This window comes from Salibaculum sp., from assembly GCF_035270045.1.
Classification (GTDB): domain Bacteria; phylum Pseudomonadota; class Alphaproteobacteria; order Rhodobacterales; family Rhodobacteraceae; genus Salibaculum.
The window spans coordinates 1-7,713 of record NZ_DATFIP010000033.1; the positions used below are offsets into that span (position 1 = coordinate 1).

At 61.6% G+C, this 7,713-nt stretch carries 7 protein-coding genes; 1 reads left to right on the forward strand and 6 read right to left on the reverse strand.

Going from position 1 to position 7,713, the window contains the following annotated elements; all coding sequences use genetic code 11:
- The 6 genes from VJ897_RS05575 to VJ897_RS05600 form a co-directional block, all read right to left on the reverse strand.
- Positions 1 to 860 (reverse strand): ATP-binding cassette domain-containing protein (locus tag VJ897_RS05575; protein WP_324054039.1); only part of this gene is annotated, 860 nt, incomplete at its 3' end.
- Entirely contained in the window at positions 857 to 2,170 is a 1,314-nt protein-coding gene (locus tag VJ897_RS05580; RefSeq protein WP_324054040.1) for an ABC transporter ATP-binding protein, read from the reverse strand. The genes VJ897_RS05575 and VJ897_RS05580, both read right to left, overlap by 4 nt.
- An 8-nt stretch (positions 2,171 to 2,178) precedes the next feature.
- Positions 2,179 to 3,117 carry an ABC transporter permease gene (locus VJ897_RS05585; protein WP_324054042.1) on the reverse strand — a complete coding sequence of 313 codons (939 nt, stop codon included), beginning with the start codon at positions 3,115 to 3,117 and terminating at the stop codon, positions 2,179 to 2,181.
- 3 nt (positions 3,118 to 3,120) lie between these two features.
- Positions 3,121 to 4,134, reverse strand: coding sequence for an ABC transporter permease (locus VJ897_RS05590; RefSeq protein WP_324054044.1), 1,014 nt, complete (start codon positions 4,132 to 4,134; stop codon positions 3,121 to 3,123).
- 106 nt (positions 4,135 to 4,240) lie between these two features.
- On the reverse strand, positions 4,241 to 5,818 hold the full coding sequence (locus VJ897_RS05595; RefSeq protein ID WP_324054046.1) for an ABC transporter substrate-binding protein: 1,578 nt from the start codon (positions 5,816 to 5,818) through the stop codon (positions 4,241 to 4,243).
- A 327-nt stretch (positions 5,819 to 6,145) separates the two neighbouring features.
- Positions 6,146 to 6,895 (reverse strand): sulfite exporter TauE/SafE family protein, encoded by a 750-nt coding sequence (locus VJ897_RS05600; protein WP_324054048.1) that lies wholly within the window; start codon positions 6,893 to 6,895, stop codon positions 6,146 to 6,148.
- 487 nt (positions 6,896 to 7,382) lie between these two features.
- Between VJ897_RS05600 and VJ897_RS05605 the strand changes: the two genes are divergently transcribed.
- Positions 7,383 to 7,713: NAD(P)-dependent oxidoreductase (locus VJ897_RS05605; RefSeq protein WP_324054049.1), on the forward strand; the 331-nt coding region annotated here is incomplete at its 3' end.

Below are 7,713 nucleotides of genomic sequence, written 5' to 3' on the forward strand. Positions count from 1 at the left end.
ACGGTCTTCGTCTCACCGGTCTCCGACACTCTGCCGAGGTACATCGCGACCAGCCGGTCAGCCATGTGTTGGACCACGGCCAGGTCGTGGGTGATGAACAGGTAGGCGAGATTGTTATCACGCTGCAAATCATTGAGCAAATTGAGAATTTGCGCCTGCACTGACACGTCTAGAGCTGAGGTCGGCTCGTCGAGAACGATGAGTTCCGGATCGAGAGCCAAGGCCCGCGCGATCGAGATTCGCTGCCGCTGGCCGCCGGAAAACTGGTGCGGATACCGGTAGAGGTGATGTCGCCCCAGCCCCACCTGTTCGAGCAGAGATACCACCCGCTCGGTCAGTTCTGTTCCCGAAGCCTCTTTGTAGACCCTAAGCGGACGCCCGACGATATCAACAACAAGATGCCGGGGGTTGAGGGACGCAAAGGAATCCTGAAAGACCATCTGGCAGTTCCGCCGGAAGCGGCGCTGAGCGTCCCCTTGCAGAAGGTCGATGCGGTGGCGAGCCTCGATGTCCGCAATCTCCGACGAGGGCAGCGCGGCCCCGGTGGATTGGTGGTCGTCGACCCGTGCGCAATCGTCAGCACTAATGCCGAAATAGACGCCGCCCGAGGTCGGGTCGCTTAGACCGCTGACGCAGCGCCCCAGCGTACTCTTGCCGCAGCCGCTCTCACCCACGAGGCCAACGGTTTCGCCACGGCGAATGTTGAAGCTCACTCCGTCGACGGCCTTCACGTGACCAACGACCCTTTGAAAAACGCCGTCGCGGATGGGGAAGTGTTTCTTGAGATTCCGGACTGCGAGGACGATATCGTCTGCGCCCTTGCCGGACGGATCGGTTCCGAAGTCGGCCTGCACGTTCATGATGTCCTCTTGTCGAAGCCGGGTGCGTCACCGGCGGGCGCGGGATGATGAATGAAGCAGGATACGGAGTGCTCATCGGCAACCGGATGAAGTGCCGGGTCCTGCATGCGGCAGGCCGATTGCTCGTATTGGCAACGCCCAATAAAGCGACACGACGGTGCCGGGTCAACGAGCTCGGGCACGGTGCCCTTGATCGCCATCAGCTCGCCACGCTTGCGTGCTGCGGTCGGCACCGCCTGCAACAGGCCCCGGGTGTATGGGTGGCAGGGATTCTTGAATACCTGATCGGTGCGGCCGATCTCGACAATCCGCCCGGCATACATCACCGCCACCCGGTCGCAGATCCGGCGGACGAGCGACAGATCGTGGCTGATATAGAGCACCGAGGTCTGGCGGCGCTGCTGGAGGTCGCTGATCAGATCAAGAATACGCGCCTGCACCGTCACATCGAGCGCGGTTGTCGGCTCATCCGCGATCAGGAGGTCGGGGTTGCATGCCAGCGCCTGGGCAATCATCACGCGCTGTCGCATTCCGCCCGACAGCTCGTGCGGATACCGATCCATGACCTGCTGCGGGTTCGGGATATGCGTCTGCGCGAGGGCTTCGGCCACCATTTCGGACAGCGCCTTCAGGATGCGGTCGCGTCGCCCCCTTAGCGGCGGGATCGACAGCAAGAGATTGTCGATCCCGCCATTCCGCTGCGACGCCAGACGCTTCAGTGCCCCGGCACCGAATTCCCGGTCCGCCGCGTCGAAGCCCGACGCTTCGAGCAGATCGTCGGTCCGGTGCTGGAAGAACACCTCCGAAATCTGGTCTCCGATGGTCAGTGTAGGATTGAGGGCCTTACCTGGGTCCTGGAATATCATGGCGATCCGGTCACCGCGTATCTCGCGGATATCGCGATCGGGAAGGCGCAACAGCTCCACGGTCTCCGCGCCACTGTCATCGCACCTACTGCATCCGGAACCTTCGCAGGACGGGCAAGGCACGGGGCAGCGCCCGGTATGCTCACACTCGGCGCAGCCCTCCCCGGTGCAGGATGCACAACGCGCATGAGGATGAAAGTTGACCGTGCCCTGCGCGAGGATACCGGGAGGGATCGGGAGGAGCTGGAGGAACGATCGTCCTGTAACGCTCTTGCCGCAGCCAGTCTCGCCGACGAGTCCCAACGTCTCGCCGTCGTAGATTTCGAAGCTGACCCGGTCCACGGCATGGACCTTGCCCTTCTTTGACTGGAAATGGACGGTCAGATCCTTGACCGACGCAATCGTCGCGGACGAATTTGCGGTGCCCGACTTCCGCTTGATCATGTCTAGCATCAGCGAGAACTCTCAGTTCTGGGGTCTAGCGCGTCACGCAAACCGTCACCGACCAGGTTGAATGCGAGTGCCCAGAGGAAAATCATCAGGCCTGGAAAGGTTGATGCCCACCAGCGCCCCGAGGCGATGCCCGCCTGGCCTTCCGACACAAGAACACCCCATTCGGCGATACCCGCTTCGCCCAGACCGATGAACGACAGGGTCGCAGCGATCAGCACCACGTTGCCCATGTCCAGCGTCGCCTGCACCATCACCGGCGTGAAGGAGTTGGGCAGGATGTCGCGGAAATAGATGTTCAGCTTGCTGTCACCGATGATCCGGGCGGCATCGATGTAGTCGCTGTTCTTTATCTGGATGACGCGGGCCCGCATTATCCGCGCGTATTTCACCCAGAAAACCACGGCGAGCGCGAACATGATGTTGCCGAAGGAAGGCCCGAGGATCGCTGCGATCGCCAGAGCGAAGATCAGCTCCGGGATCGACAGGAACACGTCCACGATCCGCATCAGAACCTCGTCCAGCTTGCCGCCAATGAACCCTGCGAGGCTGCCGATTATCGAGCCCACGACGAGCGTGATCCCCACCACGGTGATCGACAACTGCAACGACATGCGCGTGCCCCAGACGATACCGTAGTAGACATCGCCACCCTCGTTGGTGGTGCCCAGCGGGTAGCCCGGCGTGCCCGGGGGCATGCGCGTTGCCCCCCAGTCCCGCGGCATCTGGTAGGGGTCGGGCGTATTCGCCGTCGTGATCCAAGGCGCGAAGATCGCCATGAAGAACATCGCGACGATGATGGCGAAGCCAAGCACCGTGGCCGGATTGGACAGGATCTTGGCCGTCAGTTCCGTTGAGCGGCGCCAACGGACGCGCAGAGCTGATTCCGGTGCGATTGTATCGATGGCGTTGCGTCGGGTGGATTGCGGGAAATCGACCATGGCTTACTTCCCCAGTTCGACGCGACGGTCGAGATTGGCGTAGATGATGTCGACGACGAGGTTCACGAAAAGGAAGAGAATGCTGGTGAACAGCACGTAGGTCATTAGCGTGGCCTGGTCGCCGCGCAGAACCGAGTCCGCCATCCACTTGCCGATACCCGGCCAGCGGAAGATGATCTCGATCGACACGGTCCCCTGCAGAAGAAACCCGAAGGTCAGACCGATCACCGTGACCGTAGGGATCAGCGCGTTCCTCCGCGCATGCTTCTTCAGCACCAACCGTTCGGGCAGGCCCTTGGCCCGGGCGGCATCGACGTAGTCCTGCTGCAGTTCCTCGACCAGAGAGGAGCGCATCATGCGCGCGATGATCGCCGTGGCGCCGTAGCCAAGGGTGATCGCGGGCAGCATAAGGTGCCAGAGCGCATCGAAGAATGCATTGAGATTGCCGGCGATGAGCGAGTCCACCGTGTACAGTCCGGTTCGCTGGGGCACGGCCGCAAACAGCTCCGGCGACGCCCGGCCGATCGGCGCCCACCCTAGGTTCGCCCAGAAGACGATCAGCAACAAGATGGCGAACCAGAAGTTCGGCATGCTCGCTCCGCTGACCGCGACGATCCGGGTGATATGGTCGGCCGGCTTGTTGCGGCGGGCACCGGCGAAGGTGCCCAGCCAGACACCGATCGCCACGGCAACGATGCCCGACGCGACCGCGAGTTCCATCGTCGCGGCGAGCTTTTTCGGGAATACCTCCGCCACCGGCGCGACCGAGACGCCCGACCAGCCGAAGTCGCCGCTGAGTACGCCGCGCGCCCAATAGAAATACTGCACGGGCAGGGACTTATCGAGGTGGAATCGGGCTTCGATCTCGGCCACCTGTTCCTGGCTCATCTCGTGGCTGAGATAGATGCCGACCGGCGACCCGCCGATCCGCGTCAGGGAAAAGACGACCACCGACACGCCGATGATCAGGAACGGCAGGATGATGAGCCGCCGGATGATGTAGTCTTTGAGCTGCATGACCAACCTCTGTCAGCGTCCGACCCGCGCCCGGGCAATGTGAATCGCGGTCTCGAGGCAGGCGCCGCGGAAAGATCCCGCGACGCCCCGGTTTCATGACCAGTGCCTACTTGTCGAACAGCGCGAACTTGAGGCCGGGCCGCGGCCAAAGTGGCTGCATCGTGAAGTTCTGGACCCAGTCGCGGTGCGCCATGGTCACGCCTTCCTGCGCGCCGATGATCCACATGGGATCCTCGAATGCGAGGCGGGTCAACTCATCGTAGATCTCGGCCCGGCGAGCGGTATCCAGTTCCACCGCACCGGCGTCGATCAGCTCGGCGATCCGGTCAGCCTCCTGATAGCCGTTGCGGAACCCGTGCACCTCGCCCCACGGACCGTCCGGGTGAACGTAGTCCTGGAAGAAGGTGTCGGGGTCGGCACCCGGGTCGGCGTTCTTGATCCACATCGCATATGGCACTGGATCGGAGGCATGAGCATCGTCAAACACGGCTTCGGCCACGGCAAGTACGTTGATCCGGAAGTTCGGGTTCAGATCTTCGATGGAGTCCTTCATCACGAGACCCATGAGGGCGAAGAGGTTGCCCGCCTCGGTGATGACGGAAACCTCAAAGCCTTCTTCCCAGACCCCGGCCTCGCGGAACAGCTCTTCGGCCTTGGCAAGGTCCTGTTCGTACACCGGCTGGCTTTCATCCCAACCGAAGATGCCTTGCGGCAGATAGTGCGGAATCAAGGCGCCGAAGCCTGCGAGCGGCCCCTGCAGGAAGCCTTCGTAGTTGAAGGCATAGTTGAACGCCTGCCGAATTTTCGGATCATGGAAGAAGTCGGCCGGGATTGTGTCGCTGTCCGGAAGGTCCTCTTCATTGATGCGCAGGTTGAACCCGATGTGAATCGGTTCGAGCAGCAGACCTTCCTGATAGATGGTCACGCCGTCGGCACCCTCGAGATCGGCGATGAAGGACGGATCGGTCTCGATCGTATCGAACTCGCCCGCACGCAGGCCAAGAACGCGGACGTCAGGGTCGCCGCCGATCTCGATGCGGACATCGAGACTCGCGGGCTCGCCCCAATACTCCTCAAAGACTTCGAGCCGCATGTTCTCGCCGCGGTTCCAGGTCACGAAACGGTACGGCCCGCTGCCGACCACATTTGTGGCCATGAACTCGCTGAACTCGCCGGGCGCGTACCCGCCGTTCGCCTCGACGGCTTCCTCGCTGACGATCGACGCCACCATAGAGGTCACGATGCGGTTGAGGAAGCTCCCGCTTACCTCCTTGAGCGTCACCTCGAAGGTGTACTCGTCCACGACCCGCATGCTGTCGATGTTGTCGATCAGGATGCGGGCATTACCTTCCGGCAGGTCCATCGTCATGGCCCGCTCCCAGGAATAGAGCACGTCGTCAGCGGTCAGCGGGCTGCCATCGTGGAACACCACGTCCCGCCGGATCGGGAAGGTGTAGGCCAGCCCGTCCTCGGAGATCAGCCCGTTCTCCAGCGTCGGCACCTCCGTCGAGAGCGAAGGCTGCGGATCGGGAGAGCCGGGCACGAAGTCGAGAAGCCGGTCGTAGACCTGCAGCACGATGGTGTCGCCGGCCTCGCCGGGCTCCACCTGAGCCGGATCGAGCGAGGCAGCCTCGTCGTCGGCCGCATGCACAAGAATACCGGGGTTGTTCACTTCCTGCGCCATCGCCGGCGCCGGAACGGTCAGGGCCAGTAGCGCTGCTGTCGCAGCCCAAAGCGCGCCAGTCCGCGCCAATCGCCGATACCATACAGTGTCATTCATTTCTTCGATCCTCCCTTGTGCAGCACAGGTCCGGCCGAGCGGACAGCACCCGCCTTGGCCAATCGCCTGCGTCGACGACGCAATCGATTGCAGCCGACGGTGCCACATTGTTGGCCGAGGTGTCTATCCCTAAGTCTCACACTTTCTTATGACGGTCATACAATTTCGAAAAACCTGTGGATGCAAGCGATGCGGGGACGTGCTTCCACCATGAGCACCAGAGCCACTGCATCACATTAACCCACGCCAGATCAACCTAACCGCAAGCACGGCGAGCAAGATGAGAATCAACCTGTCAAAAGCCTTGGGGGAGAGCTTCTTTGCTGCGCGGTTCCCCAGAGTCAGACAAATCCACACGGGGATGACGGCAAGCGCACTTATGGTAACCCATTGCAGTGTCAGCAGGCCTTCCCACCAGAGGGCGGGCGCCTGCACGATCGAATTGGCCAGAAAGAAAGATGAAATCGTGCCGATGAACATTGGCCGCGCAAGCCGCTGGCTGTTCAGGAACAGCAGGCCGATGGGTGCGGACGTGCCGACGACGCCTTGCATGATCCCGCCGAGAACGCCCGTCGGAAGCCCGAGCCTGTCCGCGGTCCGCGCCGAGATAGAGAACTGCGGATCGACGATCCGCAAGCCCAGGTAGCAACCGATGAACAGACCCAGGCTCAATTGCAGAACATCCTGGGGCGCACTGGCAAGAAGCGCGGTCCCCATGATCATTCCGGGAACCGCGCCCAGGGACAACAGGATTGCCATCCGTGCTGGCTGTATTTCAGAGTAGTAGCTCCAGACCTGTCTGGCATTCATGACGATGTTCGGAACGACCATCACCAGAATCCCCATCGTGACGTCGTAGAAGGCCGCGATGATCGTGACGGCCACCAACGGGGCCCCGGCGCCGGTCGCACCCTTGAAAAAGCCGCCGACGCCGAGAGCGATTACGATTGTCAGCAGCACAATTGGATCGATCGTGTCCAATGCCTTCCCCTATTCAGCTTGCGGGCGTCAGATTGATTCGAGCCGGCGAACCAAGCGCAAGGTCGTTCCCGAAACCGGCATGTACCTGCTCAACAGGATGAAGAGATTCAAATGCGCGCCTTCCAATGACAAAGCCTGAACTGGCGGCTGGCCGCTCCGTGGCAGATTTCAGTTTCCAGGTCGACATCTCCGAAACTGGCATCCGGGCCGCCCTCCCCTAATCGAGCATTAAATCGCCCTTGACGGTAACCGATGCCCCGCCTACCGTCTACGCAATCGTTTGCACATATGGGCTGGTCAAAGTTTTGGAAAGGATCATTCCCTGGATGGCCTGGGCATCCGGAAGTGGAGCTTCATCGAAAATGCGGGCCAATTTTGATCAGTCCTGGCCGGCACCGCACCGAGCATCAGACGCCGCCGGCAACCCGTTGGAAGAAGTAAGACTGGAGAAAGAGCAATGGCAGGACTTGTAATTGGATGGGTTGGCATGGGCCGTATGGGCTATCCGATGGCCGAACGCCTCGTGAAGGCCGGGTACGATGTCAGAATCTGGAACCGGACGCGATCCAAGGCAGAGCCCCTCGCCGGGAAGGGTGCGACACTGGTCGACAGCCCTGCAGACCTGGCCGGTGTCGATGTTTTTTGCACGATGGTTTCCACCGGGCGCGACGTGGAGCAGGTCTACTTCGGTGAGAGCGGCTTACTTTCGGGAAAAGAGACGCCGGGCATCATGATCGACTGGTCCTCGATTTCGACCGAGGAATCCGCCTCCCTGCGCGAACGGGTGACGGCGCGCGGAGCCGAGTTCCTTTGCTCCC